This is a genomic window from Streptomyces sp. NPDC002671 (genome assembly GCF_053592475.1).
Genome location: NZ_JBSFVU010000008.1, coordinates 325,445 through 352,302, shown reverse-complemented (window position 1 = coordinate 352,302; position 26,858 = coordinate 325,445). Strand labels below are relative to the sequence as shown.

27 protein-coding genes are annotated in these 26,858 nt (G+C 71.2%); 14 read left to right on the top strand and 13 right to left on the bottom strand.

Annotated features, from left to right (window positions below; genetic code table 11):
• The first annotated feature begins 538 nt into the window (after nt 1-538).
• On the top strand, nt 539-778 hold the full coding sequence (locus ACWD35_RS15520; protein ID WP_451351727.1) for a helix-turn-helix domain-containing protein: 240 nt from the start codon (nt 539-541) through the stop codon (nt 776-778).
• A 76-nt stretch (nt 779-854) separates the two neighbouring features.
• Entirely contained in the window at nt 855-2,120 is a 1,266-nt protein-coding gene (locus ACWD35_RS15515) for a tyrosine-type recombinase/integrase (protein WP_451351726.1), read from the top strand.
• Between the two features lie 148 nt (nt 2,121-2,268).
• Here ACWD35_RS15515 and glnA read toward each other — a convergent pair whose 3' ends face one another.
• Nucleotides 2,269-3,678 (bottom strand): type I glutamate--ammonia ligase, encoded by a 1,410-nt coding sequence (gene glnA / locus ACWD35_RS15510; protein WP_451351725.1) that lies wholly within the window; start codon nt 3,676-3,678, stop codon nt 2,269-2,271.
• Nucleotides 3,679-3,888: 210 nt separating this feature from the next.
• Here glnA and ACWD35_RS15505 point away from each other — a divergent pair, with 210 nt between their 5' ends.
• On the top strand, nt 3,889-4,356 hold the full coding sequence (locus ACWD35_RS15505; protein ID WP_451351724.1) for an RDD family protein: 468 nt from the start codon (nt 3,889-3,891) through the stop codon (nt 4,354-4,356).
• A gap of 17 nt (nt 4,357-4,373) precedes the next feature.
• Here the strand turns inward: ACWD35_RS15505 and ACWD35_RS15500 are convergent, their stop codons facing one another.
• Nucleotides 4,374-6,023 (bottom strand): FAD-dependent oxidoreductase, encoded by a 1,650-nt coding sequence (locus ACWD35_RS15500; RefSeq protein WP_451351723.1) that lies wholly within the window; start codon nt 6,021-6,023, stop codon nt 4,374-4,376.
• 249 nt (nt 6,024-6,272) lie between these two features.
• Here ACWD35_RS15500 and ACWD35_RS15495 point away from each other — a divergent pair, with 249 nt between their 5' ends.
• The 7 genes from ACWD35_RS15495 to ACWD35_RS15465 are packed head-to-tail and all read left to right on the top strand — an operon-like array spanning nt 6,273 to nt 11,499.
• Nucleotides 6,273-7,364: a SchA/CurD-like domain-containing protein gene (locus ACWD35_RS15495; RefSeq protein ID WP_451351722.1), complete on the top strand. Its 1,092-nt coding sequence runs from the start codon at nt 6,273-6,275 to the stop codon at nt 7,362-7,364.
• Between the two features lie 36 nt (nt 7,365-7,400).
• The gene (locus tag ACWD35_RS15490; protein WP_451351721.1) at nt 7,401-7,841 is read left to right on the top strand and encodes a cupin domain-containing protein; all 441 of its coding nucleotides are present in this window, start codon (nt 7,401-7,403) and stop codon (nt 7,839-7,841) included.
• Complete coding sequence (locus ACWD35_RS15485; RefSeq protein ID WP_451351720.1) at nt 7,838-9,094, top strand: beta-ketoacyl-[acyl-carrier-protein] synthase family protein; 1,257 nt, start codon at nt 7,838-7,840, stop codon at nt 9,092-9,094. The genes ACWD35_RS15490 and ACWD35_RS15485 overlap by 4 nt, the downstream gene beginning before the upstream one ends.
• 24 nt (nt 9,095-9,118) lie before the next feature.
• Nucleotides 9,119-10,369: a ketosynthase chain-length factor gene (locus tag ACWD35_RS15480; RefSeq protein ID WP_451351719.1), complete on the top strand. Its 1,251-nt coding sequence runs from the start codon at nt 9,119-9,121 to the stop codon at nt 10,367-10,369.
• A gap of 38 nt (nt 10,370-10,407) precedes the next feature.
• Nucleotides 10,408-10,665 (top strand): acyl carrier protein, encoded by a 258-nt coding sequence (locus tag ACWD35_RS15475; protein WP_451351718.1) that lies wholly within the window; start codon nt 10,408-10,410, stop codon nt 10,663-10,665.
• A gap of 1 nt (nt 10,666) precedes the next feature.
• On the top strand, nt 10,667-11,146 hold the full coding sequence (locus tag ACWD35_RS15470; protein WP_451351717.1) for an SRPBCC family protein: 480 nt from the start codon (nt 10,667-10,669) through the stop codon (nt 11,144-11,146).
• A gap of 20 nt (nt 11,147-11,166) precedes the next feature.
• Nucleotides 11,167-11,499, top strand: coding sequence for a TcmI family type II polyketide cyclase (locus ACWD35_RS15465; protein ID WP_451351716.1), 333 nt, complete (start codon nt 11,167-11,169; stop codon nt 11,497-11,499).
• A gap of 72 nt (nt 11,500-11,571) precedes the next feature.
• On the opposite strand, the gene ACWD35_RS15460 is transcribed toward ACWD35_RS15465, so the two are convergent.
• Nucleotides 11,572-12,567 (bottom strand): methyltransferase, encoded by a 996-nt coding sequence (locus ACWD35_RS15460; protein WP_451351745.1) that lies wholly within the window; start codon nt 12,565-12,567, stop codon nt 11,572-11,574.
• A 73-nt stretch (nt 12,568-12,640) separates the two neighbouring features.
• On the bottom strand, nt 12,641-13,795 hold the full coding sequence (locus tag ACWD35_RS15455) for a right-handed parallel beta-helix repeat-containing protein (protein WP_451351715.1): 1,155 nt from the start codon (nt 13,793-13,795) through the stop codon (nt 12,641-12,643).
• A gap of 182 nt (nt 13,796-13,977) precedes the next feature.
• Here ACWD35_RS15455 and ACWD35_RS15450 point away from each other — a divergent pair, with 182 nt between their 5' ends.
• On the top strand, nt 13,978-15,135 hold the full coding sequence (locus ACWD35_RS15450; protein ID WP_451351714.1) for a ferritin-like domain-containing protein: 1,158 nt from the start codon (nt 13,978-13,980) through the stop codon (nt 15,133-15,135).
• 37 nt (nt 15,136-15,172) lie between these two features.
• On the opposite strand, the gene ACWD35_RS15445 is transcribed toward ACWD35_RS15450, so the two are convergent.
• From ACWD35_RS15445 to lipB, 4 genes are all read right to left on the bottom strand, one after another.
• Nucleotides 15,173-15,862, bottom strand: coding sequence for a DUF4191 domain-containing protein (locus tag ACWD35_RS15445; RefSeq protein ID WP_451351713.1), 690 nt, complete (start codon nt 15,860-15,862; stop codon nt 15,173-15,175).
• A gap of 85 nt (nt 15,863-15,947) precedes the next feature.
• Nucleotides 15,948-16,145: an SCO2195 family GlnR-regulated protein gene (locus ACWD35_RS15440; RefSeq protein ID WP_451351712.1), complete on the bottom strand. Its 198-nt coding sequence runs from the start codon at nt 16,143-16,145 to the stop codon at nt 15,948-15,950.
• A 224-nt stretch (nt 16,146-16,369) separates the two neighbouring features.
• Complete coding sequence (gene lipA / locus ACWD35_RS15435) at nt 16,370-17,335, bottom strand: lipoyl synthase (protein WP_451351711.1); 966 nt, start codon at nt 17,333-17,335, stop codon at nt 16,370-16,372.
• A 121-nt stretch (nt 17,336-17,456) separates the two neighbouring features.
• A complete protein-coding gene (lipB, locus tag ACWD35_RS15430; protein WP_451351710.1) occupies nt 17,457-18,254 on the bottom strand; it encodes a lipoyl(octanoyl) transferase LipB in 798 nt (265 codons plus the stop codon).
• Between the two features lie 254 nt (nt 18,255-18,508).
• On the opposite strand from lipB, the gene ACWD35_RS15425 reads away from it, so the two are divergent.
• Nucleotides 18,509-19,978 carry a regulator gene (locus tag ACWD35_RS15425; protein ID WP_451351709.1) on the top strand — a complete coding sequence of 490 codons (1,470 nt, stop codon included), beginning with the start codon at nt 18,509-18,511 and terminating at the stop codon, nt 19,976-19,978.
• A gap of 16 nt (nt 19,979-19,994) precedes the next feature.
• Here the strand turns inward: ACWD35_RS15425 and ACWD35_RS15420 are convergent, their stop codons facing one another.
• Together ACWD35_RS15420 and ACWD35_RS15415 are read right to left on the bottom strand one after the other, a co-directional pair.
• On the bottom strand, nt 19,995-21,359 hold the full coding sequence (locus ACWD35_RS15420) for an NAD(P)/FAD-dependent oxidoreductase (protein WP_451351708.1): 1,365 nt from the start codon (nt 21,357-21,359) through the stop codon (nt 19,995-19,997).
• 157 nt (nt 21,360-21,516) lie between these two features.
• On the bottom strand, nt 21,517-22,413 hold the full coding sequence (locus ACWD35_RS15415; protein ID WP_451351707.1) for a TIGR01777 family oxidoreductase: 897 nt from the start codon (nt 22,411-22,413) through the stop codon (nt 21,517-21,519).
• Between the two features lie 80 nt (nt 22,414-22,493).
• Between ACWD35_RS15415 and ACWD35_RS15410 the strand changes: the two genes are divergently transcribed.
• On the top strand, nt 22,494-22,985 hold the full coding sequence (locus tag ACWD35_RS15410; RefSeq protein WP_451351706.1) for an N-acetyltransferase family protein: 492 nt from the start codon (nt 22,494-22,496) through the stop codon (nt 22,983-22,985).
• Between the two features lie 20 nt (nt 22,986-23,005).
• Here the strand turns inward: ACWD35_RS15410 and ACWD35_RS15405 are convergent, their stop codons facing one another.
• Nucleotides 23,006-24,190: a MarP family serine protease gene (locus ACWD35_RS15405; protein WP_451351705.1), complete on the bottom strand. Its 1,185-nt coding sequence runs from the start codon at nt 24,188-24,190 to the stop codon at nt 23,006-23,008.
• A 181-nt stretch (nt 24,191-24,371) separates the two neighbouring features.
• Between ACWD35_RS15405 and ACWD35_RS15400 the strand changes: the two genes are divergently transcribed.
• A complete protein-coding gene (locus ACWD35_RS15400) occupies nt 24,372-25,187 on the top strand; it encodes a peptidoglycan recognition protein family protein (RefSeq protein ID WP_451351704.1) in 816 nt (271 codons plus the stop codon).
• Nucleotides 25,188-25,226: 39 nt separating this feature from the next.
• On the opposite strand, the gene ACWD35_RS15395 is transcribed toward ACWD35_RS15400, so the two are convergent.
• Nucleotides 25,227-25,745: a DUF4240 domain-containing protein gene (locus ACWD35_RS15395; RefSeq protein WP_451351744.1), complete on the bottom strand. Its 519-nt coding sequence runs from the start codon at nt 25,743-25,745 to the stop codon at nt 25,227-25,229.
• A 90-nt stretch (nt 25,746-25,835) separates the two neighbouring features.
• Nucleotides 25,836-26,819, bottom strand: a complete 984-nt coding sequence (locus tag ACWD35_RS15390) for a helix-turn-helix transcriptional regulator (RefSeq protein WP_451351703.1) — start codon at nt 26,817-26,819, stop codon at nt 25,836-25,838.
• Between the last annotated feature and the right edge of the window lie 39 nt (nt 26,820-26,858).

Sequence of the window (26,858 nt, the reverse complement as noted above, 5' to 3'; positions counted from 1 at the left end):
AACACCCCAACCCCGCCGGCATGCAACCGAACTCGTCGGCATGATCAACGCCGCAAAGCTGCCCGCGACATGGGCATCTTGAAAGTCGCTCAACACACCCCGCGACCAGCGTGCTCCTCTTGCTGTTCCGGCGGCTTGCCGCCGCTGCTGCAAGTCGCGCCGCTAAGCGGCTCCTTCTTCACGTCCTGAGCCGCGCACCACCACAGACACCACCCCCCTTCTTTTTTCCTAAGAGAAGAGACGCTGCGTCACCCACGTCACCACGGACCAGAAAACGGCCCCTGGCCTGGGGCTAGTTCGGTGACGCAGACGGCCGACACCTGCGTCATCTCGCGTCACCCACGTCACGCGTGACAGAGCCCCGCCACGCCCTGTGACACGCCCCAAGCAGCCCGCGTCACCGCATAACAGCAGGTCAGACCCACAAATGACGTGCGTGACGCGATGACGCAGAAATCCGCACCTCGGACAGACGCAGGCTGCTGGGCCACTGAATCCAACTCCATTCGCAGGCTCCTCCCTCTCTGGAGGTCTCAACGTGCCGACCGTTGTCGCGAGCGACCCCCGCGTGACCCTCCGCGACGGTCTCCCAGACCGGTACCTCACCCCCGACGACATCGCCGACATGTTCGGCGTGCCGCTCGAAACCGTCTACCAGTGGCGCAGGAAGCGCACCGGACCGCCCGGCTTCCGGATCGGTAAGCACCTCCGCTATGACCCAGCCGACGTGCGCGCCTACGTCAGCCAGCGCAAGAGCGCCTGCCAGGACGCCGCGTAGCCAACCACACCCAAGACAGCAGGGAGAGCCGCAGCGGGCGGCTCTCCCTGCTGCATGTCGAGAGGACCGCCGCCGTATGGCTGGCCACATCCAAGACCGTTGGTACAAGACCGAGACGGCCTCCAACGGTAAGACGATCAGGGCAAAGACCGACCGGTACGGGACGGGCTTGCGCTACCGGGCCCGCTACGTCGCCCCGGACGGAAGCGAACGCAGCAAGTCCTTCCCGGACAAACAGAAGCGACTCGCAGAGGCGTGGCTGACGCAGATCGCGGCTGACATGACCCGTGGCCAGTACGTCGATCCGTCGGCCGGCAAGGAGACGTTCAGGGAGTTCGCCACTCAGTGGCTGGCATCCCAGACCACGGACCCTTCCACCATCGTGAACATGGAGCTGAGGTTCCGGCTGCACGCCTTCCCCTACATCGGTTCTCGCTCCCTGAGCGCGTTCCAACCCGCCCATATCCGCACGTGGGCACGGGCCCTTGCAGACTCCGGGATGGCAGCGTCGTATCAGCGGACGGTCTTCGCGAACGTCTCCGCTGTGTTCGGCGCCGCCGTCGACGACGGCATTCTGGCCCGGAACCCCTGCCGCGCAGGCTCCGTGCGGGCGCCCAAGCTGGACCGGCGGAAGATCAAGCCGTGGACGCGTGACCGGGTGGTCGCCGTCCGGGGCGGACTACCGAGCCAATACGCGACGGCCGTCGACGTCGGTGCCGGGTGCGGTTTGCGGCAGGGCGAGATTTTCGGGCTTGCTGTCGACGAAGTCGACTTCGTCGGGGGAGCGGTGCACGTCGTGCGACAAGTCAAGCTGGTCGGCCCGCAGATGGTGTTCGCCCCGCCCAAGGGCGGCAAGCTTCGAGACGTGCCGCTGCCCGACGTGGTGTCGGACGCGCTTGCTGCGCACATCACACGTCGGCCCCCTATCGACGTCACTTTGCCGTGGAAGACCCCGGACGGCCCGCCGGTCACAGCGAAGTTGCTGTTCTACTCGCGGGAGCGTAAGGCCCTGAACCGGAACTACTTCAACATGTACCTGTGGAAGCCCGCCCTGATTGCCGCCGGCGTCATCCCGGAACGGGTGCCTGGAGAGCGGTTCAAGCCGTCGCGTGAACACGGCATGCACGCCTTGCGGCATTACTACGCATCGGTGCTGCTGGACTCGGGGGAGAACATCAAGGCCCTGGCCGAGTACCTCGGTCACTCCGACCCGGGATTCACGCTCCGGACATACACGCACCTCATGCCGAACAGTCGGGACCGTGCCCGTAAGGCCATCGACGCCGCGTTCGGCGTACCGAATGCGGTCACCGGCCCCGGCGAAGCCGATGCGCTGACCTGAGCGGCGGCGGGGCCATGGCTCTCGACCGCCGTTCGCGACGAGGGGCCCGAAACGGGCCGTCGGCCGTGCCCTTCCAGCGAGGAAGGACACGGCCGACGGCCCACAGACGGCCCAGGGGAGCGGAAACCCGCTCTGACCTGGGGCGATATCACACGTCGAAGTACAGCTCGAACTCGTGCGGGTGCGGACGCAGCTGCAGCGGCGCGATCTCCTGGGTGCGCTTGAGGTCGATCCACGTCTCGATCAGGTCCGGCGTGAAGACGTTGCCCTGGAGGAGGAACTCGTGGTCGGCCTCGAGCGAGTCGAGGACGGCCGGCAGCGAGGTCGGGACCTGGGCCACGTTCGCGTGCTCCTCGGGAGCCAGCTCGTAGAGGTCCTTGTCGATCGGCTCGGCCGGCTCGATCTTGTTCTTGATGCCGTCCAGGCCCGCGAGGAGCAGGGCCGAGAAGGCCAGGTACGGGTTGCCGGAGGAGTCGGGCGCGCGAAACTCGACGCGCTTGGCCTTCGGGTTCGAACCCGTGATCGGGATACGCATCGCAGCCGAGCGGTTGCGCTGCGAGTACACCAGGTTGATCGGCGCCTCGAAGCCCGGCACCAGACGGTGGTACGAGTTCACCGTCGGGTTGGTGAAGGCCAGCAGCGACGGGGCGTGCTTGAGGATGCCGCCGATGTAGTAGCGGGCGGTGTCCGACAGGCCCGCGTAGCCGGCCTCGTCGTAGAACAGCGGGTCGCCGTTGGTCCACAGCGACTGGTGCACGTGCATGCCCGAGCCGTTGTCGCCGAAGATCGGCTTCGGCATGAAGGTCGCGGTCTTGCCGTTGCGCCAGGCCACGTTCTTCACGATGTACTTGAAGAGCTGGAGGTCGTCGGCGGCGGCGAGCAGCGTGTTGAACTTGTAGTTGATCTCCGCCTGGCCGGCGGTGCCCACCTCGTGGTGCTGGCGCTCGACCTTCAGGCCCTGCTTGTCCAGCTCCAGGGAGATCTCGGCGCGCAGGTCGGCGAAGTGGTCGACCGGCGGGACCGGGAAGTAGCCGCCCTTGTAGCGGACCTTGTACCCACGGTTGTTCTCGACCGCACCGGTGTTCCAGGCACCCGCCTCGGAGTCGATGTGGTAGAAGGACTCGTTCGCGCCGGTCGCGAAGCGGACGGAGTCGAAGACGTAGAACTCGGCCTCGGGGCCGAAGTACGCGGTGTCCGCGATACCGGTCGACGCCAGGTACGCCTCCGCCTTCTTCGCCACGTTGCGCGGGTCACGGGAGTACTGCTCGCCCGTGATCGGGTCGTGGATGAAGAAGTTGATGTTGAGCGTCTTGTCCCGGCGGAACGGGTCCACGCGGGCGGTGGACAGGTCGGCGCGCAGCGCCATGTCGGACTCGTGAATGGCCTGGAAGCCGCGGATCGACGAGCCGTCGAAGGCCAGCTCCTCGTCCGGGTCGAACGCCTCGACGGGCACCGTGAAGTGCTGCATGACGCCCGGCAGGTCGCAGAACCGGACGTCGACGAACTTGACGTCCTCGTCCGCGATGAACTTCTTGGCCTCGTCGGCGTTCTGGAACATCCAGCTCCTCCTACTCCCGACCGTCCTCGCCGGGGCGGTAGATCGTTCGTGCGGCCAGTGCGGTGGCACACGCTGGTCTCGACCCTAGGGACGGGTGATTTCTCGGGCGTGACCCGTTTGTTTCGCAGAAGTTAACCGGCCACCGTTCCACCGTAGCCCCGACACACCCCTATGGGACCCAGCCGATTCCGGGGGCAGTACCGTTGACGGGTGGACAACAGGCGAGTAATCGGATCGTGGCTCTCCGGCCCCCGCGCGGCGCTGGAAGACGCCGGTGCCGACTTCGGATACCGGGGCGAGCAGCTCGGCCTCCCGGAGAGCGGACCGAACTCGATCGCCCGGCCCGGCAGGCGCCTCGGCGCGCTGGTCGTCGACTGGGGCCTGTGCGTGTTGATCGCATACAGCCTGATCACGCATGGCTACAGCCCCGGGACCAGCAACTGGGCGCTGATCGTCTTCTTCGTGATGAGCGCCCTCACGGTCGGCACGCTCGGCTTCACCCCGGGCAAGCGCCTCTTCGGCCTCCGGGTCGTGGCCCTGCGGACCGGCACGGTCAACCCGCTTCGCACCCTGCTGCGCACGTTCCTGCTCTGCCTGGCGGTCCCGGCCCTGGTCTGGGACCGGGACGGCCGTGGCCTGCACGACCGGCTCGCGCAGACGGTCGAAGTGCGGATCTGACGTAGTACGGCAGGGGGTCAGCGGGTCCGGAGCACCGCCGCCAGGACCTCCCGCAGCTCGGCCTCCGGATCCCGTACCGCCCCGGGCGCGCGCCAGGCCACGTAGCCGTCCGGCCGCACCAGCACCGCCCCGTCGGCCGTCGTCCCGTGCACGGCGGCCCAGTCGTCGTCCGCGTCGTACGACAGATCCGCCTGTGCCCCCGCACCGATGCGGTACGCCTCCAGCGGCAGGCCCTCCGCGTCGGCGATGCGGCGGGCGGCGGCGTGCCAGGCCGTGCCCGCCGCCGAGGTGGCGTCGCTGAGCAGCACCACGGACCGCTCGTAGAGGTCGAGCGTGGAGAGCCGCTCGCCCGCGCGGCGCAGCCACAGGTGCGGGGCCCGGCTGCCGGGCTCGCCGGTCAGGCGCAGCCCCTCGGGTACGACCGGCTGGTCCGGGTCGGCGCCCAGAACCGCGCCCTGCGGGTAGCGGTAGCCGAGGACGACGTTGAGGATGCCGCCACGCTTGCCGGCGCCGGCGCCGATGCCGGGGGCGGGCGCGAAGCCGGGGTGGCTGTGTTCCACGGAGCGGGCCGAAGCCCGGGCGCTGGTGGCCAGGGCGACCGGCCGGCGCTCGGTGCCGTAGGTCTCCAGCAGCCCGGGGCCGGCCCAGCCGCCGAGGACGGCGGCCAGCTTCCAGGCCAGGTTGTGGGCGTCCTGGATGCCGGTATTGGAGCCGAACGCGCCGGTCGGTGACATCTCGTGGGCCGAGTCGCCGGCGAGGAGGACCCGGCCGGCCGCGTAGGCGTCGGCGACGCGTTCGGCGGCCCGCCAGGACGCCTTGCCGGTGATCTCGACATCGAGGTCGGGGACGCCGACGGCATGGCTGATGTGCCGCCGGAGCCGGTCCTCGGTGAATTCGTCCAGCCTCTCGCCGTGTTCGGGGTGCCACGGGGCGTGGAAGACCCAGTTCTCCTTGTTGTCGACGGGCAGCAGGGCGCCGTCGGCCTCGGGGTCGGTGAGGTAGCAGCAGATGAAACGCCGCTCGCCGACGGTGTCGGCGAGCAGCTTGGAACGGAAGGTCACGCTCACGTTGGCGAAGAGGTCGCCGGGGCCGCTCTGCCCGATGCCGAGCCGGTTGCGGACGGGGCTGCGCGGGCCGTCGGCCGCGACCAGGTAGTCCGCGCGGACCCTGTACAGCTCGTCGGTGTCGCGGTCCCGGACGTAGCCCGTCACTCCTTCGGGGTCCTGCGCGAGGGACTCCAGCTCGTGGAAGTACCGCAGGTCGCCGCCGAGCGCGCGGGCGTGCTTCAGGAGCACCGGTTCCAGGTCGTTCTGGCTGCACAGGCACCACCCCGTGGGGCTGACCTTCGCGAGCCCGCCGCCCGGGTCGATCTCCTTGAACAGCCACTCCCCGGCGTCACCGACCAGGGTCGGGGTCTGCAGGATGCCGTGGTTCTCGGCGAGGAGCGAGGCCGCCGTCTTGATGTCCGGTTCGATGCCGGCCACCCGGAACAGCTCCATCGTCCGCACGTTGTTGCCGCGTCCGCGCGGGTGGATCGAGGTCCCGGAATGCCGCTCGACCAGCATGTGCCGTACGCCGAGACGGCCCAGGAACAGGGACAGCGACAGGCCTACGAGAGAGCCGCCCACGACGAGGACGGGCACCTGGTGATCGGCTTTCTGCTGCATCAACGACTCCAGAGGCAAGGGTGAGGGTGTCGGGCGTATCGGATATGTCGGATGAATTAGATACATCTGAGGTGTCTGATTTTCCATGCCCTGTACGAGGGGGCGTCCGAGGGGTTCGGCGCGCCTAATCACCCGCCTGGTTCACGCGAGTCGCGCGTAACGGCGGACCGGAACAGGATCAAAAAACGCTGACGTCGCGTCCTCGGCGACCGACGTCCGCCTCTGCCCCGTAAAGGAGATGTGTGCAGCATGACCACCACGGCGGAACATTCGGAACAGCTGAGACGGCGGGCGTCGAAGCGGGTCTCCCAGTCCGTGTTCGACGGCTCCCACCTGCGGGTCGTCCTTCTGGTGGACGTCTACGACGGCGCCCAGCAGCAGTTTCTGGAGGCCTATGAGCAACTGTGCAACCAGGTCGCCTCGGTGCCCGGCCATATCAGCGACCAGCTGTGCCAGTCGATCGAGAATCCCTCCCAATGGCTCATCACGAGCGAGTGGGAGAGCGCCCCGCCGTTCCTCGCCTGGGTGAACAGCGAGGAGCACGTCCGGATGGTGCAGCCGCTGCACAGCTGTGTCCGGGACACCCGCTCGCTGCGCTTCCACGTCGTGCGCGAGACGGGCACCGAAGCGGCCTCGGCCCGGCCCGGGCGCCGGCTCCAGACGTTGCCGCGGATCGGCGACGGCGTGCTCCGGCACGCGCTCACCTTCACGGTCAAGCCGGGCAGCGAGCCCCAGGTCGCGAAGATCCTCGCCGACTACGCCTCGCCCGAGCCGCGCGTCGACGAGACCACCCGGCTGTGCCGCACCTCCCTGTTCATGCACGGCAACCGGGTGGTCCGGGCCATCGAGGTGCGCGGCGACCTGCTCGCGGCCCTGCGCCACGTCGCCCGGCAGCCCGAGGTGCGGGCCGTCGAGCAGGCCATCAACCCGTACCTGGAGCAGCACCGCGACCTGGACGACCAGGATTCCGCGCGGATGTTCTTCACCCGGGCGGCGCTGCCGGCCGTGCACCACGTCACCGCGGACGAGCTCCCAGAGGGCCGGCGGCACGCGCTGTACTACCCGGCCCGGCCGGGCCGCGGGATGCGGCTGGCCGAGCTGCTCGCCAAGCAGGACGCGCAGGCGGCGGAGGACCATGCGAGCCCGGTCCTGCGCAGCACGATCTTCCAGCGCGACGACGTCGTCGTACGGCTGATCGACGTACGCGACGACGAGAGCGCCGAAACCGGCCTGCCGAAGTCCGGCGCCAAGTCCGGTCCCGCGGCCGAGCTGAAGGAACTGCTCGCGGCCGACGCCGTCCGCATGGAGTCCATCACCGACCGCCGCTCGCCTGACGCCTGAACCCCGCCAGGCGTCGCACACCCACGGAGGAACGTCGTGATCAAACCCCTTCCGAAGATCGTGGACCTCAGCGAGGTCGAGCCCAACACCCGGCGCGGCGGCGATCTGCGCGCCATGCTCACCCCGGCCACGGTGGGCTCCACCAGCGGTTTCATGGGCGTGGCCATCGTGCAGCCCGGTGACCGCATCGGCGAGCACTACCACCCGTACTCCGAGGAGTTCGTGTACGTCGTCTGCGGGCAGCTGGAGGTGGACCTGGACGGCGAGCCCCACCCGCTCCAGCCGGAGCAGGGGCTGATGATCCCCGCCCACATGCGCCACCGGTTCCGCAACGTGGGCAACGTGGAGGCGCGGATCGTCTTCCACCTGGGGCCGCTGGCCCCGCGTCCGAGCCTTGGCCATGTCGACACGGAGGAGACACCCCTCTCGGCCGTCGTCGCCGCCGAGCCGGCCGACCGGGCGAAGGTCCGTTCATGACCCGGCGGGTGGCCGTCACCGGCATAGGCATCGTGGCCCCGGGCGGGATCGGGGCAACGGCGTTCTGGGACCTGCTCTCGGCGGGCCGTACGGCGACGCGCGGCATCACCTTCTTCGACCCCGCCGGGCTGCGGTCGCGGATAGCGGCCGAGTGCGACTTCGACCCGGCGGCGTACGGACTCGACGCCGAGCAGGTCGAACGGGCGGACCGCTACATACAGTTCGCCCTGGTCGCCGGGGAGGAGGCGGTCCGGGACTCCGGTCTCGACCTCGGCCGGGAGGACCCCTGGCGGGTCGGGGTCTCGCTCGGCACCGCCGTCGGTGGCACCACCCGCCTGGAGCACGACTACGTCCTGGTCAGCAGCGCCGGGCAGCGCTGGGACGTGGACCACCGGCAGGCGGGCGCGCAGCTGCACCGGGCGTTCTCGCCGAGCACCCTCGCCTCGGCGGTGGCGGAACGCTTCGGCGCCCAGGGGCCGGTGCAGACGGTGTCCACCGGCTGCACCTCGGGCCTGGACGCCGTCGGCTACGCCTTCCACACCGTCCAGGAGGGCCGCGCCGACGTCTGCATAGCCGGTGCCTCGGACTCGCCGATCTCACCGATCACCATGGCGTGCTTCGACGCGATCAGGGCCACGTCCCCCAACAACGACGACCCCGCGCACGCGTCGAGGCCCTTCGACAACGACCGTGACGGCTTCGTCATGGGCGAGGGCGGCGCGGTGCTCGTCCTGGAGGAGCTGGAGCACGCCCGGGCCCGCGGTGCCCACGTGTACTGCGAACTGGGCGGCTACGCCACCTTCGGCAACGCCTACCACATGACCGGTCTGACCAGCGAGGGCCTGGAGATGGCCCAGGCGATCGAGGTCGCCCTCGACCACGCCCGCCTCGACCCCACCGCCATCGACTACGTCAACGCGCACGGCTCGGGCACCCGGCAGAACGACCGCCACGAGACCGCCGCGGTGAAGCGGGCCCTGGGACAGCACGCCTACGACACCCCCATGAGCTCCATCAAGTCCATGGTGGGCCACTCCCTCGGGGCCATCGGCGCGATAGAGGTCGTGGCCTGCGTGCTGGCCCTGGCCCACCAGGTCGTACCCCCCACCGCCAACTACGAGACCCCCGACCCCGAGTGCGACCTGGACTACGTGCCGCGCACCGCCCGTGAGCGGACGCTGAGCGGCGTTCTGTCCGTGGGCAGCGGCTTCGGCGGCTTCCAGTCCGCGGTGGTACTGACCCGACGAACCTGAACCTGGCAGGGGGATGAGGACACGATGAGCGAACCGCATTCGCGGCGCGCGGCCGTCACCGGCATCGGCGTGGTCGCACCCAACGGAACCAGCACGGAGACCTACTGGAAGTCGGTCAAGGAGGGCATCAGCGTCCTCGACCGGGTCACCCGCGAGGGCTGTGAACACCTGCCGCTGCGCGTGGCCGGCGAGGTCCGCGACTTCGAGCCGACGGCGGCGGTCGAGGAGCGCTTCCTGGTCCAGACCGACCGCTTCACGCACTTCGCCATGGCCGCGGCCGACCTCGCGCTGGAGGACGCCCGGCTCGGCCGGGCCGACACCGACGCCGCGCCGATGTCCGTGGGCGTGGTCACCGCTGCCGGTTCCGGCGGCGGCGAGTTCGGCCAGCGGGAGCTGCAGCAACTGTGGGGCAAGGGCAGCCGGTTCGTCGGCCCGTACCAGTCCATCGCCTGGTTCTACGCGGCCAGCACCGGCCAGATCTCCATCCGGCGAGGCTTCAAGGGCCCCTGCTCGGTGGTCGCCGCCGACGAGGCCGGCGGCCTGGACGCGCTCGCCCACGCGGCCCGCGCCGTGCGGCGCGGCACCGACGTGATCGTGGCCGGCTCCACCGAGGCGCCCCTCGCCCCCTACTCGATGGTGTGCCAGCTCGGCTACGAGGAGCTGAGTCCCGAGGCGGACCCGGCCCGCGCCTACCGCCCGTTCACCGACGGCGCCTGCGGCTTCGTACCGGCCGAGGGCGGCGCCATGCTCGTCGTGGAGGCGGCGGCCTCGGCCGAGAGGCGCGGGCTGCCCGTGCGGGCCACCCTCGACGGACACGCGGCGACCTTCACCGGCGCCTCCCGCTGGGCGGAGTCCAGGGAAGGGCTCGCGCACGCGATCCGCGGCGCCCTGGACGAGGCGGGGTGCGCCCCGGAGGAGGTCGACGTCGTCTTCGCCGACGCCCTCGGCGTGCCGGAGGCCGACCGGGCGGAGGCCCTCGCCATCGCCGACGCGCTCGGCGCGCACGGCCGGCGCGTGCCCGTCACGGCGCCCAAGACCGGGATCGGCCGCGGCTACTGCGCGGCACCCGTGCTGGACACCGCCGCGGCGGTGCTCGCGCTCGAACACGGCCTGATCCCGCCCACCCCGGGTGTCTTCGACATCTGCCACGACCTCGACCTCGTGACCGGCCGCGCCCGCGCCGCCGAACTGCGTACGGCGCTGGTCCTCAGCCGGGGACTCATGGGGTCGAACTCGGCGCTCGTGCTGCGGCACGGCGCCGCCGGAGCCTCGTAACGAGGCGTCCGGAGCACGTCCCGAAGGAGAGGGAACCTATGAGTGACCGCATCACCGTGGAAGAGCTGTCCGAGCTGATGAAGAAGGCCGCCGGAGTCACCGTCCCGCCGGACGAACTCCAGGAGCGGTGCGACGCCGGCTTCGACGCCATCGGCGTCGACTCGCTCGGCCTGCTCGGCATCGTCGGCGAGCTGGAGAACCGGCACGGAGCGCCGATGCCCCCCGACGCGGAGCGTTGCAAGACGCCCCGCCAGTTCCTCGACCTCGTCAACAGCGCACTGCCCGCGGGAGCCTGACATGTCCGGACACACCCAGAACGAGATCACCATCGCCGCGCCCGTCGACCTGGTCTGGGACATGACCAACGACGTGGCGAACTGGCCGCAGCTGTTCACCGAGTACGCCACCGCCGAGATCCTCGCCGTGGAGGGGAACAAGACCACCTTCCGGCTCACCATGCACCCCGACGACAACGGCAAGGTGTGGAGCTGGGTCTCGGAGCGGGAGACGGACCGCGCCCACCTCGCCGTCAAGGCCCGCCGCGTGGAGACGGGCCCCTTCGCCTACATGAACATCCGCTGGCAGTACGAGGAGGTACCGGCCGGCACCCGGATGGTCTGGACGCAAGACTTCGAGATGAAGCCGGAAGCACCCGTCGACGACGCCTGGATGACCGACAACATCAACAAGAACTCCAAGATCCAGATGGACCTGATCCGGGACAAGATCGAGCGGGCGGCGGCCGGTCAGCGGCCCGCCTCGGTCCTGGCCGACTGAGCCGGACGGAGGAGACAGACGTGCACCAGGCTCTGATCGTCGCCCGCATGGCCCCGGGCTCCGCCCCCGACATCGCCAAGGTGTTCGCGGACTCCGACCGGGGAGAGCTGCCCCACCTCGTCGGAATCGTCCGGCGCAGCCTCTTCCAGTTCGGCGATGTGTACATGCACCTCATCGAGTCCGAGCGCGAGCCCGGACCGGCCATCGCCAAGGTCACCTCGCACCCCGAGTTCAAGGACGTCAGCGACCGCCTCTCGGCCTACGTCAGCGCGTACGACCCGGAGACCTGGCGGTCCCCGAAGGACGCGATGGCCCAGCGCTTCTACCTGTGGGAGCGCGACGCCGGCGCCTGAGGCCGGAACACACCGGTGCCGGGCCCGCGTCCGACGCGAGCCCGGCACCGGTGTGTTCCGGAGGGAGCCGGCTCACTGTGGAACCGTGCAGTCGAACGCGTGCAGATAGGGGTTGACCTGCTGGATGCCGCCGACGGTCAGGCCCGCGTCCGTCAGCCGCGCCATCATGCTGTCGGTGGTGTGCTTGGCCCCGCCGACGTTCAGCAGGAGCAGCAGGTCCATGGCGGTGCTGAAGCGCATCGACGGGGTGTCGTCGACGAGGTTCTCGATGACCACGACCCGAGTGCCGGGACCGCCCGCCTCGACGACGTTGCGCAGCAGCCGGGCGGTGGACTGGTCGTCCCACTCCAGGATGTTCTTGATGATGTAGACGTCGGCCTTGACCGGGACGGACACGCGGACGTCGCCGGGGACGATGTGCGCCCGGTCCGCGAGATCGCCGCCCGTGCGCAGCCGGGGCACCGCGTTCTCCACGACCCGCGGCAGATCCAGCAGATAGCCCTGCATCGCCGGGTACTTGTCCAGCAGGCTCGCCACCACGTGCCCCTGCCCGCCGCCGAGGTCAGCGACGGACCTGCTGCCGGACAGGTCCAGGAGCGCGGCGACCTCGCGCGCCGACTGCTCGCTGGACGTCGTCATCGCGCGGTTGAAGACGTCGGCCGACTCCGGGGCGTCCTCGTTCAGGTAGACGAAGAACTCCTTGCCGTAGAGGTCCTCGACGACGTTCTTCCCGGTGCGCACCGCCTCGTCCAGCTTCGGCCAGGCGTCCCAGGTCCAGGGCTCGGTGCACCACAGGGAGATGTAGCGCAGGCTGTTCGGGTCGTCCTCGCGCAGCAGCCGGGACATGTCGGTGTGAGTGAACGTTCCGTCAGGCCGCTCGGCGAAGACGCCGTAGCAGGACAGAGCGCGCAGCAGCCGGCGCAGCGGCTTCGGCTCGGTCTTCACCGCGCCGGCGAGGTACTCCACGGTCATGGGGGCGTCCCCGAGTGCGTCGGCGACGCCCAGCCGGGCGGCCGTACGGACGGCGGCGGCACAGGCCGCCCCGAACACGAGCTCTCTCAGCCGCATCGACGGCGGAGGGGCAGTTGGCGCGGTCATGTGCCGCCTTCTTTCCTTGCGTGGGTGGGTTACGGCCGTCCGGTCAGCACAGACCCGCGGGCTTGGAAGCCCGGCAGGAGTTGCCCTGGAAGGTGTTGGCGCTCTTGGTGGCCTCCTGGTTGACGAGGTCCGCCGGGGTGTTGGCCGCCAGCGAGTTGCCGGTGATCCGGTTCCGCTCGCTCGTGACGCCCACCATGCTCTTGAACAGGACGATGCCGCCCGAGAGCGGGGAGGTGCCGGAGTTCCCGTTGACCACGTTCCGTGTCACCAGGGTGTCTTCGACGCCGGTCAGGACGATGCCGGAGCCCTGCAGGAAGGGCAGCCGGGCGGTCTTCTTGCAGTACTTGTTGTTCTGGTCGACATGGTTCTCGGTGACGGTCACGGCGGACGTCTTCGGCTTGTTCTCGTCGCCGACGATGAACACGCCCGAGCAGTTGCCGGTCATGGTGTTGCCCGTGACGGTGACGTTGCGCAGCCGGCGGACGGTGATGCCGACCCGGTTGCCCTCCAGGTAGTTCCGGTCGACCACCGTGCCCTGGGTGTCCATGGCACCTTGCTCGGCCTTCACGTCGTTGGCGAGGAACAGGCCCGCGTCACCGTTGTTCCGGGCGACGTTCTGCCGGAGCACGGCGCGCGTGGAGTGCTCCTGGGCGATGCCCCACTGCCCGTTCTTGTCGGCGACGACCCGCCTCACGGTCAGATGGTCGGTCCCCATGGACCACAGGCCGATCCGGGGGAAGCCCGTCAGGGTCAGGTCGGTGACGGTGACGTCCTTGAGGGTCGTGCCCTTCGTCCCGACGACACAGATGCCGTTGCCGCCATCGGGACAGCTGACGGCGGCCTTCGCGGCGCTTTGCGTGGCCTTCGCGGTCGCGGTCGCGGTCGCCGTGGTCTTCGCGGTTGCGGTCGCGGTTGCCGTGGCCGCCGCGGTCGTCTGGGCGGCCGTCGGCATGATCACCGTACGGGGGCCCACGCCCCGCAGGGTCACTCCCGGCGTCTTCACCGTGACGCTCTCGTGGTACGTGCCGCCCAGCACGAGCACCGTGTCGCCGGGCTCGGCGGCGTTCACCGCCTGCTGGATCGACTGACCCGGATGCACCACATGGGTCCGGTGGGCGGCCGAGGCCGCGGTGGTGCCGCAGGCCACGCTGAGGAGCGCCGTGATGCATGTGAGGTATGTGATATGGCGTTTTGTCACACTATGAAGGCTAGGAGTGCATGAGCCGATGGCCAGCCGGATGCTCCATTCGGCGGCGTGTCATCCAGCCCCCGGCCTGTGCACCCCGGGAACGGCGGCCCCGGCTGCTAGTTTCGCCCGCTGTCGAAGGGTCCCGGACGCCTCGGACCGGGGCGGGGACAAGACTGGGAGCGGAGGCGGCGGTGACCGGTACGAGGGCAGCGGCGGACGGTTCGGACGGCCTGGCACCCGCCCCGTTCAGACGCAGGAACTTCCTGGCGTCGGCCGCCCTGGCGGCCACCGCGCCGGTGGCCGCCGCCGAGCCCGCGCAGGCCGCCGCGCTGCCGGCCGGCGGACCGCCCGACCCGCCCGGCTGCCATTCCGTGGCACACCTGCTGGCCGTACTCGAGAACCACCGGGGAGTCGACTGGCTCAGGAAGGCCCTGCAGGTCGCCGTGGCGCTCGAACTGTCCACCATCCCGCCGTACTTGTGCGCCCTGTGGTCGGTCAAGGACGGCGGCTGCGAAGCCGCGCGGCTGATCCGGCGCGTCGTCCTCGACGAGATGTACCACCTGGGTGTCGTCTGCAACCTGCTCGTGGCCGTGGGCGGCCGGCCGCGGATCAAGGACGCGGCCCTCGCCTATCCCGGACCGCTGCCCGGCGGTGTGCACCGCGGGGTGAACGTGTACCTGTCGGGCCTCACCAGGTCCTTCGTGCACGACGTGATGATGGCCATCGAGGCCCCCGACATCCCGCTCACCCGCGAGGCGGACGCGAGGCGCGACGCGCCCAGCATCGGCGACTTCTACGGCCACCTGCTGCGGGCGTTCAGGACCGTGGCGCCAGAACTGTCGACGCGGGGTCAGCTGTCCAGCCAGATCGGCTCTGACGTACTGCAGCCGGTCCAGAGCCTCGACGACGTCGAGCGCTCACTGGAGATCATCAAGGAGCAGGGCGAGGGCACCGGCAGCTCCCCGGACGATGCCTTCAAGGACGACCACCCGGCGCACTACTACGCCTTCGGCGAGATCTACCACGGGCGGCGGCTGCGCGAGGGCGGCGGCGGCTGGCGCTTCACCGGCCCGGCCGTGCCCTTCCCTGCCGCGCGCCCCATGGCCCGGGTTCCGGCCGGCGGCTGGCTCCACCCGCCGGCGCGGGTCCAGCGGCTGCTGGACCAGTTCGACAGCACGTACAACGCCGTGCTGGACGCGCTCGACGCGGCCTGGGGCGACGGCGGCGGGCGCTCACTGGGCGCGGCGATCCACGCCATGCGCGGACTGGAGGCCCCTGCCGTGGAGCTGATGGAGATCAAGATCCCCGACGCCCCGGGCCACTACGGCCCCCAGTTCCGCCGTCTCTGAAATCGGTTCCGACGTCCGTTTCGACGTCGGTGACGCCTCAGCGGCCCTTCGGCATCCGCATGCCCTTGGGCATGGGCCCCTTGGGCAGCGGCATGTTGCTCATCAGGTCACCCAGGGCGCGCAGCCGGTCGTTGGTGGCCGTCACCTGGGGGCCGGTCAGCACGCGCGGGTACTTCAGCAGGGTCGTGCGCAGCTTCTTCAGCTCGACCATGCCCTCGCCGTCGCCCACGATCACGTCGTGCACCGGCACGTCCGCCACGATGCGGTTCATCTTCTTCTTCTCGGCGGCCAGCAGGCTCTTCACCCGGTTCGGGTTGCCCTCGGCGACCAGCACGATGCCGGCCTTGCCGACCGCGCGGTGCACCACGTCCTGGCTGCGGTTCATCGCCACCGCCGGCGTCGTCGTCCAGCCCCGGCCGATGTTGTCCAGCACGGCCGCGGCGGCGCCCGGCTGGCCCTCCATCTGGCCGAAGGCGGCCCGCTCGGCACGGCGGCCGAACACGATCGCCGTCGTCAGCAGGGCGACCAGCAGGCCGAAGATGCCCAGATAGACCGGGTGACCGATCAGGAATCCGATCGCGAGGAAGACACCGAGCGTGCCGATGCCGACGGCCGCGAGTACAAGACCGATCGTCTTGTCGGCCTTGCGGGTCATCTTGTACGTGAGGGCGATCTGCTTCAGTCGCCCTGCGTTCGCGGCGTCCGCCGCGGGTTCCTTCCTCGCCATGCCACGAAGTCTACGTGGCCTCGGGAGTGCCGACGACGCCAGTGCCCGCGAGTGCCCTGGCCTACGGGGTCGGGAGCGGGCGGGATCAGGAGCGGGCGGCGGCCTGGTCAAGGACGCGCTGCGCCTCGACCCGGTCCTTCGCGCGGCGGCGGTCCTCCAGGACGGAGGTCCAGGCGTTGCGGCGGGCGGTGCGCTGACCGCCGCTCATGAGCAGCGACTCGACGGCGCGGAGCGCGTCGGTGAAGGACGGGATGGCGGTGGCGCGAACGTGCGCGGCCTGCATGATCGAGGTCCCCCCTCGGTCGGGTGTACGTCCTGTGATGTCAGGGTCACTGATTGGTGTTACCAGGGCGTGTCCGACCGGTCAAACACCAATGAAACCTTGACGCCGAGCCTTGGCAGAGCCTTGAAACACTGACGCGGCCCTGACGTACGCCCTCATCAGCGAGGACGGTCAGGACCGCGTCAACTCGGCCATTACTGGCCGGTAATCACTTGTGCGCGAATTCACACAGCCTGCGTGGCGACGTACGTGCCCCGCTTCTCGATCGCCATCTGGTAGAGGCGGCCGGCCCGGTACGAGGAGCGGACCAGGGGGCCCGACATCACACCGGAGAAGCCGATCTGCTCGGCCTCCTCCTTCAGCTCCACGAACTCCTGCGGCTTCACCCAGCGCTCCACCGGGTGGTGGCGCACGGACGGGCGCAGGTACTGGGTGATGGTGACCAGCTCGCAGCCCGCGTCGTGCAGCTGCTTCAGCGCCTCGCTGACCTCCTCGCGGGTCTCGCCCATGCCGAGGATCAGGTTGGACTTGGTGACCAGGCCGAAGTCGCGGGCCTCGGTGATGACCTTCAGGGAGCGCTCGTAGCGGAAGCCGGGGCGGATGCGCTTGAAGATCCGGGGCACGGTCTCCACGTTGTGCGCGAAGACCTCGGGGCGGGAGGCGAAGACCTCCGCAAGCTGCTCCGGGACCGCGTTGAAGTCGGGGGCCAGCAGCTCGACCTTGGTACGGCCGCCCTCCCGCTCCGCCGTCTGCTGGTGGATCTGGCGCACGGTCTCGGCGTACAGCCAGGCGCCGCCGTCCTCCAGGTCGTCGCGGGCGACGCCGGTGATGGTGGCGTAGTTCAGGTCCATGGTGACCACGGACTCGCCGACACGGCGCGGCTCGTCACGGTCGAGCGCCTCGGGCTTGCCGGTGTCGATCTGGCAGAAGTCACAGCGCCGGGTGCACTGGTCACCGCCGATGAGGAAGGTCGCCTCGCGGTCCTCCCAGCACTCGTAGATGTTCGGACAGCCGGCTTCCTGGCAGACCGTGTGCAGACCCTCGCTCTTCACGAGCTTCTGCATCTCCGTGTACTCGGGACCCATTTTCGCCCGGGTCTTGATCCACTCGGGCTTGCGCTCGATGGGGGTCTGGCTGTTGCGGACCTCCAGGCGCAGCATCTTGCGTCCGTCGGGTGCGACTGCGGACACGACCGGCTCCCTGCTGATTGCTTGAGTAATCTTCGATTCTTCGGCGTACACCAGCGTACGCCCGTGTTAATTGAGCCCTACTCGTGAGGCCAACCACACGGCCGCAGGGCGCATTCCTGGATCAGGTGGTCGCCTTCTCGATCACCCGCGGCTTCAGGTCCGCGTTCTCCAGGATGTCCCTGAGGTGGCGCTCGGCCGTCGGCAGGACCTCCTCGATCGTGATGTCCCGGCCCAGCTCGTTGGCCAGCGAGGTGACGCCGGCGTCGCGGATGCCGCACGGGATGATCCGGTCGAACCAGACGTTGTCCGGGTTCACGTTGAGGGCGAAGCCGTGCATGGTGACGCCCTTGGCGACCCGGATGCCGATCGCGGCGATCTTGCGGTCCTCGCGCCGCTGGCCGGCGTTGGAGGGGGCGTACTCGGGGCCGTTCAGCCGGGGGTCGAACTCCTCGTCGGTGAGCCGCGGGTCGAAGTCGAGGGAGAGTCCGCCGAGCCCGGGGCGCTGTTCGAGAGGGTCGCCGAGCACCCAGACGCCGCTGCGGCCCTCGACCCGGGTGGTCTCCAGGCCGAACTCGGCACAGGTGCGGATCAGTGCCTCCTCCAGGCGCCGCACGTGCGCGACGACGTCCACCGGGCGGGGCAGCTTCTGGATCGGGTAGCCCACCAGCTGGCCGGGGCCGTGCCAGGTGATCTTGCCGCCGCGGTCCACGTCGACGACCGGGGTGCCGTCCAGCGGGCGCTCGTTGTCCGCGGTGCGGCGGCCGGCCGTGTACACCGGGGGGTGCTCCAGCAGCAGCACGGTGTCGGGGGTCTCGTCGGCGAACCGGGCCGCGTGCACCCGGCGCTGCTCGTCCCAGGCCTCCTGGTACTCCACGGCATCCGCGCCGAACCCCATGCGGACGAACCGCAACTCACTCACGGCAAGCGCCTCCCTCGGCTTCCCCGGCGACGGGGACGGGTGTGTCAGGCACGTAAAGCGCCCACGCCACTGTACGTCCGGTCGGGGTACGTCAGCCCTGTGGGCAATCCTCACACGATCGGATGAATACACGTCGAAGCGTGCGACCGCCTGCTCACTCTCCGCTACATTCGCGCCGTTCGTGAGGCCGAAAGGGCTGCTCACAGGCAATCCCGGCACCTCAGAGGCCTGGAAGGCAGGAGACCGCACAGCAGATGACGGAACGACCCGCGCAGCGCACCCCCAACCGCCAGCTCGCCGCGCTCATCGCAGAAGCTGGGTTCTCCAACGCGGGTCTGGCCCGTCGCGTCGACCAGCTCGGCCTGGAACACGGGCTGGACCTCAGATACGACAAGACCTCGGTCACCCGGTGGCTGCGCGGCCAGCAGCCCCGCGGCACGACCCCCGCCCTGATCGCCGAGGTCTTCACACGCCGGCTCGGGCGCCGGCTCACGGCCCAGGATCTCGGCCTCGACGCCTGTGCGCCGGTGTATGCCGGGCTGGAGTTCGCGGCCACCCCCGAGGAGGCCGTGGACATCGTCAGCGGGCTGTGGCGCAAGGACTCCGGCAGCCACGCCGAGCTGCGCAAGATCGCGTTCACCCCGGCGGGGCTCGTCGTGCCCAGCCGGGACTGGCTGATCGGCAAGGCCGACGACAAGGTGGCCCGCGAACCGGTACCCCGGGTGCCCGCCCAGGGCCGCACCGGCAGCCTCAGGACCCTGCCGCAGCCCCCAGTGGTGCTCGCACCCCGGCCGCGCCCGCACGCCGAGCGGGCCCCCGGCCACCGGGTCAGCGCCGGCGACATCTCGGCGCTGCGCTCGGTCGGCGGGCTGTTCCGCACCCTCGACGACCAGTTCGGCGGCGGCCACGCCCGGCAGGCCCTCGTGCGCTACCTGGAGCACGAGTGCGAGCCGATGCTGCGCGGCAGCTATGCCGAGCAGACCGGCCGCCGCCTGTTCGCCGCCGCGGCCGACCTCACCCGGCTCGCCGGCTGGACGTCGTACGACATCGCCGCGCACGGTCTCGCCCAGCGCTACTTCGTCCAGGCCCTGCGGCTCGCCCAGGCGGCCGGCGACCGGGCCTACGGCTCCTACGTCCTGGTCACCATGAGCCGCCAGGCCGTCTACCTCGGGCACGGCAGGGAGGCGGTCCAGCTCGCGCGGGTCGCCCAGCAGGGGGTCGGCACCGGCGCCCCGCCGGTCGTGCAGGCGCTGCTGCACGCCTCCGAAGCGCGGGCGCACGGCGTCCTGGGCGAGGTCCGGGCGTGCACCGGCGCACTGGTGCGGGCCGAGCGCGCCCTGGAGGCGGCCCGGCCCGGGGACGAGGTGCCGTACTGGGCCGCGTTCTTCGACGAGGCCCAGCTGGCCGACGAGCTCGGCCACTGCCACCGCGACCTCCAGCAGTTCCGTGCAGCCGCCCAGCACGCCGAACGCTCCCTCCAGTTGCGCGCCCCGGCCTACGCCCGTAGCCGCCTGTTCTGCCGGGTCGTCCTCGCCACCGCCCGGCTCGGCCTCGGCGAACTCGACCAGGCCTGCGTGCTGGCAGCGGAAGCCGCCGGGCAGGCCGCCGAGATGCGGTCCGCCCGCGCGATCGAGTACGTCAGGGACTTCGAGCGCCGCCTGGAGCCGTACAAGGACGCGGCCCCGGCCCGGGGCTACCGGGAGAAGGTGGCGGCGCTGGGCTGAGCGGGGTTCGGGCGGGTCATGCCGCCCTCGGCAGGGTCGGGGCCGGGTCCGCGGTGTGCATCGAGCCCGCCGCGCCCAGGTCCGCCAGGATGGCCGACGCGGCGCGGTGGGCGGAGTGCAGGGCGCCCTGGACCGTGCTGGTGTCGCGGTGGTCGCCGCAGACGTACAGGCCGGCCAGCAGGCGGACCGGGCGGCGCAGGTCGTGCGGGGGGCGCATCGCCGGTACGGCCTCCGGGGTGTGATGCACCGCCAGCGTCTCCCAGCGGCGCGTCGAGACGCCGTAGAGCCGGGAGAGGTGGATGCGTACCGCGGTGTCGATCCCGTCCTGCGGCGGGCCCAGCACGGTCGAGGAGATCAGCACCCGGCCGGCGGGCGCCCGGCTCGGGTCCACGTTGCTCAGCACCGCCGTGTGCGCGACCGGCCCGCCGCGGTCCGCGTCCAGCAGCAGCGAGGTGCCCGTCGAGAAGGCCGCCGCCGGCTCGTCCGTGGTGTGGTGGACCACGGTCACCGGGTGGAAGTCCGGCACGCGCAGGCCCGGCAGCAGCTCGGCCGCGGCGCGCGCGTCGGTCGCCAGCAGCACCGCCCGGCAGCGGATCTCCCCGTGCTCGGCGGTGGTCACCGACGTGGTGGACACGGAGGTGACCCGCACCCCGGTGTGCACGGTGCCGGGCGGCAGCGCGCGGGCCAGCAGCTCCGGCAGCGCCTCCGCGCCGCCCTCCGGCACGCACAGCCGGCCGCTCGCGAAGGCGCGCAGCGCGAGGTCGGCGCACCTGCTGGACGTGGTCAGCCCCGGGTCGCACAACAGGGCGGCGAGCAGCGGGCGCAGGAAGCCGTCGACCGTGCGGGCGGGCACCCCGCGGGCCGCGAGGGCCTGCGCGGCGGGCAGTTCGGGGCGGGCCAGGAGGCGTTCCACGGGCGTGCCGGCGATCCTCCCCAGCGCGGCGCCGAGCCGGGCCTGGTCGACCGCGCCGCCCAGCGGGGCCGCGGACCGGCCGGGCGAGACCGCCGTACCCCTGGGGGCGCTCGCAAGGGCGCGCACCACATGGAGTGCGCCCCTTGCGCTCCCTCCGCCCGCCGGAGCGCCCGCGTGCTGCCGGTGGCCGTCGCGGTGCAGCAGGACCCCGGGGGCGAAGCGGCGCAGCACCAGGCCGCCGAGGCCCGGAGTGCGGCGGAGTTCGGGATGGGACGTCGACAGCAGCTGTCCGACGCGGTCGAGCCGGAAGCCGTCGATCTTCTCGGTCGACATGCGTCCGCCCGGGCAGGAGGCGGCCTCCAGGACCGCGGTCGTGACTCCTGCGCTGGTCAGCCGGTGAGCCGCCGAGAGACCGGCGGTGCCGGCTCCCACGATGACGACGTCCACCTGGTTCGCGGGCTCAAGCACGAGGCCCTCCTGTGGTTGCGCTGGCCGGTGGAGACGTCATGCCCCCAACGGGCTCCAGCGATACTCCAGTTCGCGTCGAGGTTAGGCCTGTGCTCGGTCATAATCAGTCGCGCATCGACAGAGCACGGTCGCATGGCGGTCGCATACGGTCACACGCTCAACTCGCGGCGCGAATGGCGTCGTCGATTCCCGGAAACGCGAACCCGAATCCCGAGTCCAACAGCCGCTTCGGCAGCACCCGCTGACTGCCCAGCACGTCCCCGGCCATCTCGCCCAGCACCACCCGCAGCACCGGCGCGGGCACCGCGCACAGCGTCGGCCGGTGCAGCACCCGTCCCATCGCCTCGGTGATCTGGCGGTTCGTCAGCGGCTCGGGCGCGGTCAGGTTGAACGGCCCGGACAGCGCCTCGTTGTCGATCAGATACCGGAGCGCGGCGACCTCGTCGTGCAGCGCGATGTACGACCAGTACTGCCGCCCGTTGCCCAACTGCCCCCCGAGCCCCGCCCTGAACAGCGGGAACAGCCGCCCCCAGGCGCCGCCGCTGCGGGCCACCACCAGACCCGTCCGCGCGAACACCGTCCGCACGCCGGCCTCCTGCGCGGGTGCCGCAGCCGCCTCCCACTCCACGCACAGCGAGGGCAGGAAACCCTCGCCCGCGGGCGCGTCCTCGTCCACGGCCCGGTCCCCGGTGTCGCCGTAGATGCCGATCGCGCTGCCGCTCACGAAGACCCGCGGCGGCTCGGGCAGCGCGGCCACCGCCTCGGCCAGCGCCGCCGTGCCCAGCACCCGGCTGTCCCGGATCCGCCGCTTGTACTCCGCCGTCCAGCGCCGGTCGCCCACCCCGGCCCCGGCCAGATCGACCACCACCTCGCAGCCCGCCAGCCCGGCCGCGTCCACGTACCGCCCCTCCGGGTCCCAGCAGACCTCGTGCGCTCCGTGCGCCGCACGGCGGACCAGGCGCACCACCTCGTGTCCGTCCGCGGTCAGGGACCGCACCAGCGCGCTGCCGATCAGACCGGACGCCCCGGCCACCGCGATTCGTGAAAGTGGCATGAGCCCAGCATGCCGTCCGGCGAGCCGGATCCCCGTAAATCCCGGCGGGTTTCCCGAACGGCCGTCATAGGGTGATCGCCATGCCCGAACAGCCTTCCATTCGCACCGCCGTGGCCGACGACGACGAGGAACTGTCCGCCCTCGACCGGGCCACCTGGTCGACCCTGCACGCGGTGTCCCCCGAACCGCAGCCGCCGTACAGCCCGATCTTCGACGAGCGCCACACCCCGGACGACTTCCTGGTCGCCGAACTCCACGGGCGCCTCGTCGGCTACATCCGCCTCGGCTACCCGACCCGGCTCGCCTCGAACGCGCACGTGCGCCAGATACAGGGCCTGGCCGTCGCCGACGACGCCCGCGGCAAGGGCGTCGGCCGCATGCTGCTCCGGGCCGCGATCGAGGAGGCGCGCAGGCGCGGCGCGCGGCGCCTCACCCTGCGCGTGCTCGGGCACAACACCCCGGCGCGCAGGCTCTACGAGTCCGAGGGCTTCGTGGTGGAGGGCGTGCTGCCGGAGGAGTTCCTGCTCCAGGGCACGTACGTGGACGACATCTTCATGGGCCGTGCCCTGTGACCCGCACGAACTGACGACCGCTATGAACTGACCAGCTCGCCCGTGTCCACCGGCACCGTCGCCGATGCCGCGAGCGACGCGTCGCCCGCCACCTCGTCCGCCGTCAGCACGTACCCCGTCTCGGCGTCCGAGGTGGACCGGGCGAAGACCACGCCGAACACCCGGCCGTCGGTGGTCAGCAGCGGTCCGCCCGAGTTGCCCGGCCGGACCGTCGAACGGATCGAGTAGATCTCCCGGATGACCGTGCGGTCGCCGTAGATGTTCCGGCCGCTCGCCCGCACCCGGTTCGCCACGGTCGCCGCCTGCAGGTTCAGGCTCCCGTCCTGCGGGTAGCCCGCGACCACCGCCGCGTCCCCGCGCACCGCGCTCGTGTCGAAGCGCAGCACCGGCGCGTGCAGCCCCGGCACATACAGCACCGCCACGTCCCGGTCCGGGTCGAAGAGCACCACCCGGGCCGCGTACGACGGGCCGGCCCCGCCCACCCGCACGCTCGGGCGGTCGATGCCCGCCACCACGTGCGCGTTGGTCATCACATGCCCCGCGGAGTAGACGAAGCCGCTGCCCTCCCGGCCCTCGTTCCCGGCCGCGCCCTCGATCTTCACCGTGCTCAGCCGGGCGGCGTCCGTCGCGGCGGGCGTGACGCTGTCGCCGGAGGGCCGGGCCACCCGGGCCGTCGACTCGTTCTCGAACGGGTTGAAGACCTGCGGGAACCCCGCCTCCGTCAGCGCGGACGTGGCCCGCGAGAACCACCCGGGCGTGGTCTCCGGCATCGCCTGCTGCACCGCGCCCAGCAGCGTCGAGTTGCGGATCGCCGTCGTCAGCATCGGCGACGCGGACGCGCCCAGTACGCTCGCCGCCACCCACGCCACGATCAGCACCGCGACCGAGTTGGCGACCGCCCCGCCCAGCCCGTCCGCCACCCGCAGCGGGCCCTGGTCCAGCTCCCCGCGCAGCCGCAGCGCCAGCCGGCCCGCCAGCTCGTGCCCCACCACCGCCGGCACCAGGACCGTCAGCACCGCGAGCACGATCGCCGCCGTCGACCCGCGCGCCACCAGGCCCGTCACCCACGGCAGCACCCACACACCGACCACCGCGCCGCCGACGAACCCGGCCAGTGACACGCAGCCTGCCACCAGCCCGCGCCGGTAGCCGGACACCGCGTAGCCGAGCATCACCAGGACGAGCAACAGGTCGAGCAGGTCCACGGAGCCGCCTTTCTCTCGGGCCCCCTCATACGGGCGGGACGGGCCCGACGATCAGTCGCGCGAGCCTGTATCCATCTGTGTTGAGCATGTATCACCAGAAACGTCCTGAACCCGGATGATGGTTCCGCCAGGTGGCACAGTGCACATCGCGGGCACGGCGGGACAGCCCGACAGTGGGACCATGCCTGTTGCTCGAAGAACCCGTCGCATACCCCGCCCCGTGCTGGTGGTGCTCGGCTGTCTGCCCGCCCTGACCGCCGTCCTCGCGCTGGCCCTGTGCACCCGCGGTGTCGAAGAGGTTGCCGCGGTCGACCTCGACCGCCCCGCCGACACGGTCCGGGCCCCCGCCGCCCCGCCGGTGGCCCACCGCGCCGCCCAGCCGCACATCGTGCCCCGCTCCGTCTGGCTGGACAGCACCACCCGGCAGGTCCAGCCGCCGCCGCGCTACGACGACCGCGTGGTCGCCGTCTTCATCCACCACACCGACTCGCCGAACGTCTACGACTGCGCCGACGTGCCCAGCATCATCCGCCACCTGTACACGGGCCAGACCGGCGCCCGCCAGTGGGACGACATCGGCTACAACTTCCTCGTCGACCGCTGCGGCACCATCTACGAGGGCCGTGCCGGAGGCGTCGAGCGGCCCGTCATCGGCGCCCACACCCAGGGCTTCAACCACCGCACCGCCGGCATCGCCGCCCTCGGCACCTTCACCGAAGGGGAGACCGTGCCGCAGGCCATGACCGACGCGATCGCCGCCCTCGCCGCCTGGAAGCTCGGCCTCGCCGACGTGGACCCGCGCGGCTACGCCCGTCTGCTCTCCAGCAACAGCCTGAGCCGCTTCCCGGCGGGCACCGCCGCCATCCTGCCCGCCGTGGCGGGCCACAACGACGGCTACATGACCACCTGTCCCGGCGCCGCCCTGACCGCCCGCCTCCCGGAGATCAGGGAGACGGCAGCCCGGCTCCAGGGCCGCGCGCCCGCCGCGAAGTCATAGCCGGAGGTCGTTGCCTGGAGGTCGTTTTCCGTGGCGGAATCAGCCCTTGAACCGCTCCCAGAGTCTGGGATAGAGCTCGGCGAGGACCGCCTCTTTCTCGAAGTCGATCGGGGTGCCCTCCGGTTCGGCGGGCCCCGGCGCGATGCCGAGGTCGGGGGCGACGGTGCCGGTCAGCTGCTCGTACGCCTCGTCGGCCGCGTACCCCAGCTCCTCGCCGTCGCCGTCGATCTCCTCGTCGAAGTCGCCGAGCAGGTCGGCGAGCGCGTCCGGTTCGTGCAGGGCGCCCTCGAAGATCTCCCGGCCCTGCCCGATCAGCCAGCACCGGAAGAAGTCGAACGCGTCGTCGCTCGCCCCGTCCAGCAGCACCCAGGCGGCGCCCCACAGGTCCCAGCGGTAGGAGCGGTTGTACCGGGACTCGAAGTGACGGGCGAAGTCCAGGACCGACTCGGGGTCCAGCTGGAGCAGCCGCTCCACGAGCACGTCGGCCTGCTCCTCGGGGTCGCCCTCGGCGGCCTCGCGGGCGCCGTCCACCAGCTCCCAGAACTCCGACTCTTCCATCACGGGTCAAGCATCGGGCCTGAGCGGGTGGGGCGCACGTGGAGTACGGCGAAGTACGGCTTCGTACGGCGGATCGTTATCGACAGATCGTTATCGGTGGTACAGCTCCGCGATCCGGGCCGCATCCGCCGCGAACCGCTCCCGCAGTCCCGCCGGCGCCAGCACCTCGGCCTCCGGCCCCAGCGCGGTGAGCTGCGTGTGCGCCACCTCCTCGGACTCCACGGGCAGGGTCAGCGTCACCCATCCCTCGGCGTCCGGCTCGCCCGCAGCCCTGAGCGCCTCGCGCGCGGCCGGCGGATCGACCGTGTACGGCAGCCTGCGCACGCCCTCGGGGGAGAGCCGTACGACGACCTCGGCGCGCAGGATCGACCGGGCGAACCGCTCGGCCTGCGCCGCCCAGTGGCCGGGCAGGTCGAACTCCGGGTCGCGGGTGAAGCGGTCGGCGAGGGCGTCTGCGGAGGTGAAGCGGTCGATCCGGTAGGTCCGGTAGGTCCGGGAGGAGTCACCTCCGGCCGCCCGCGCGCACAGGTACCAGACGCCCGCCTTGAGCACGAGCCCGTACGGCTCCAACTCCCGCTCGACTTCCGCGTCCCCGCGCCGATATGCGGCGCGCACCCGCCGGTCGTCCCACACCGCCTCCGCGATCACGGGCAGCAGCGCGGGCGTCTCCGGCTCCCGGAACCAGGCCGGAGCGTCCAGATGGAAGCGCTGGGCGGCGCTGTCCGGGGCGTCCCGCAGGGAGGGCAGCAGTGCGGCGGAGACCTTCAGCCGGGCCGCGGAGGCGGCATCCTCCAGCCCCATCTCCCTGAGCGCACCCGGCACCCCGCTCAGGAACAGCGCCTCCGCCTCGCTGCGCGCCAGCCCCGTCAGCCGCGTCCGGTACCCGCCGACCAGCCGGTACCCCCCGGCCCGCCCCCGGTCGGCGTACACCGGCACCCCGGCCTCCGACAGCGCCTGCGCGTCCCGCGTGACGGTCCGCTCCGACACCTCCAGCTCCCGCGCGAGTTCGGCGGCGGTCATGGCGGGGCGGGACTGGAGGAGGAGCACCATCTTGATGAGGCGGGCTGCGCGCATACCGCCATCATGCAGTGAGGCCCCCGCCGGAGCGGGGGC

Coding starts and splice junctions, on each gene's coding strand:
- ACWD35_RS15515 (WP_451351726.1), top strand. CDS start 855: ATGGCTGGCCACATCCAAGACCGTTGGTACAAGACCGAGACGGCCTCC.
- glnA (WP_451351725.1), bottom strand. CDS start 3,678: ATGTTCCAGAACGCCGACGAGGCCAAGAAGTTCATCGCGGACGAGGAC.
- ACWD35_RS15500 (WP_451351723.1), bottom strand. CDS start 6,023: ATGCAGCAGAAAGCCGATCACCAGGTGCCCGTCCTCGTCGTGGGCGGC.
- ACWD35_RS15495 (WP_451351722.1), top strand. CDS start 6,273: ATGACCACCACGGCGGAACATTCGGAACAGCTGAGACGGCGGGCGTCG.
- ACWD35_RS15485 (WP_451351720.1), top strand. CDS start 7,838: ATGACCCGGCGGGTGGCCGTCACCGGCATAGGCATCGTGGCCCCGGGC.
- ACWD35_RS15480 (WP_451351719.1), top strand. CDS start 9,119: ATGAGCGAACCGCATTCGCGGCGCGCGGCCGTCACCGGCATCGGCGTG.
- ACWD35_RS15475 (WP_451351718.1), top strand. CDS start 10,408: ATGAGTGACCGCATCACCGTGGAAGAGCTGTCCGAGCTGATGAAGAAG.
- ACWD35_RS15470 (WP_451351717.1), top strand. CDS start 10,667: ATGTCCGGACACACCCAGAACGAGATCACCATCGCCGCGCCCGTCGAC.
- ACWD35_RS15460 (WP_451351745.1), bottom strand. CDS start 12,567: ATGCGGCTGAGAGAGCTCGTGTTCGGGGCGGCCTGTGCCGCCGCCGTC.
- ACWD35_RS15445 (WP_451351713.1), bottom strand. CDS start 15,862: ATGGCGAGGAAGGAACCCGCGGCGGACGCCGCGAACGCAGGGCGACTG.
- ACWD35_RS15440 (WP_451351712.1), bottom strand. CDS start 16,145: ATGCAGGCCGCGCACGTTCGCGCCACCGCCATCCCGTCCTTCACCGAC.
- ACWD35_RS15425 (WP_451351709.1), top strand. CDS start 18,509: ATGACGGAACGACCCGCGCAGCGCACCCCCAACCGCCAGCTCGCCGCG.
- ACWD35_RS15415 (WP_451351707.1), bottom strand. CDS start 22,413: ATGCCACTTTCACGAATCGCGGTGGCCGGGGCGTCCGGTCTGATCGGC.
- ACWD35_RS15410 (WP_451351706.1), top strand. CDS start 22,494: ATGCCCGAACAGCCTTCCATTCGCACCGCCGTGGCCGACGACGACGAG.
- ACWD35_RS15400 (WP_451351704.1), top strand. CDS start 24,372: ATGCCTGTTGCTCGAAGAACCCGTCGCATACCCCGCCCCGTGCTGGTG.
- ACWD35_RS15395 (WP_451351744.1), bottom strand. CDS start 25,745: ATGGAAGAGTCGGAGTTCTGGGAGCTGGTGGACGGCGCCCGCGAGGCC.
- ACWD35_RS15390 (WP_451351703.1), bottom strand. CDS start 26,819: ATGCGCGCAGCCCGCCTCATCAAGATGGTGCTCCTCCTCCAGTCCCGC.